This window comes from Lactobacillus sp. N54.MGS-719, from assembly GCF_000980505.1.
Classification (GTDB): domain Bacteria; phylum Bacillota; class Bacilli; order Lactobacillales; family Lactobacillaceae; genus Lactobacillus; species Lactobacillus amylovorus.
This window is the reverse complement of the sequence record NZ_LARO01000138.1, coordinates 1-626: the sequence shown is the minus strand read 5'-3', so window position 1 is coordinate 626 and position 626 is coordinate 1. Positions and strand designations below refer to the sequence as shown.

Here is a 626-nt window from a genome sequence, read left to right as displayed (position 1 = left end):
TTAAGCCCCAGTAAACGGCGGCCGTAACTATAACGGTCCTAAGGTAGCGAAATTCCTTGTCGGGTAAGTTCCGACCCGCACGAAAGGCGTAATGATTTGAGCGCTGTCTCGACAATGCATCCGGTGAAATTGAAGTACCAGTGAAGATGCTGGTTACCTGCGCCAGGACGGAAAGACCCCATGGAGCTTTACTCCAGTTTGGTACTGGGGTCCGGCAGTGCATGTACAGGATAGGTGGGAGGCTAAGAAAATGGAACGCCAGTTCTATTGGAGCCGCTGTTGGGATACCACCCTTGTGCTGCTGGGCTTCTAACCATCGCCCGTGACCCGGGCGGGGGACAATGCCAGACGGGGAGTTTGACTGGGGCGGTCGCCTCCGAAAGGGTATCGGAGGCGCTCAAAGGTTCCCTCAGAATGGTCGGAAACCATTCGAAGAGTGCAAAGGCAGAAGGGAGCTTGACTGCGACACCGACGGGTGGAGCAGGTACGAAAGTAGGACTTAGTGATCCGGTGGTATTAAGTGGGAATGCCATCGCTCAACGGATAAAAGCTACCCTGGGGATAACAGGCTTATCACTCCCAAGAGTTCACATCGACGGAGTGGTTTGGCACCTCGATGTCGGCTC

The 626-nt window shown here is 54.8% G+C and carries 1 rRNA gene; it reads left to right on the top strand.

What is annotated here, in order from left to right:
• Nucleotides 1-626: ribosomal RNA gene (locus WS44_RS09645) — 23S ribosomal RNA — on the top strand; the annotation flags it as partial.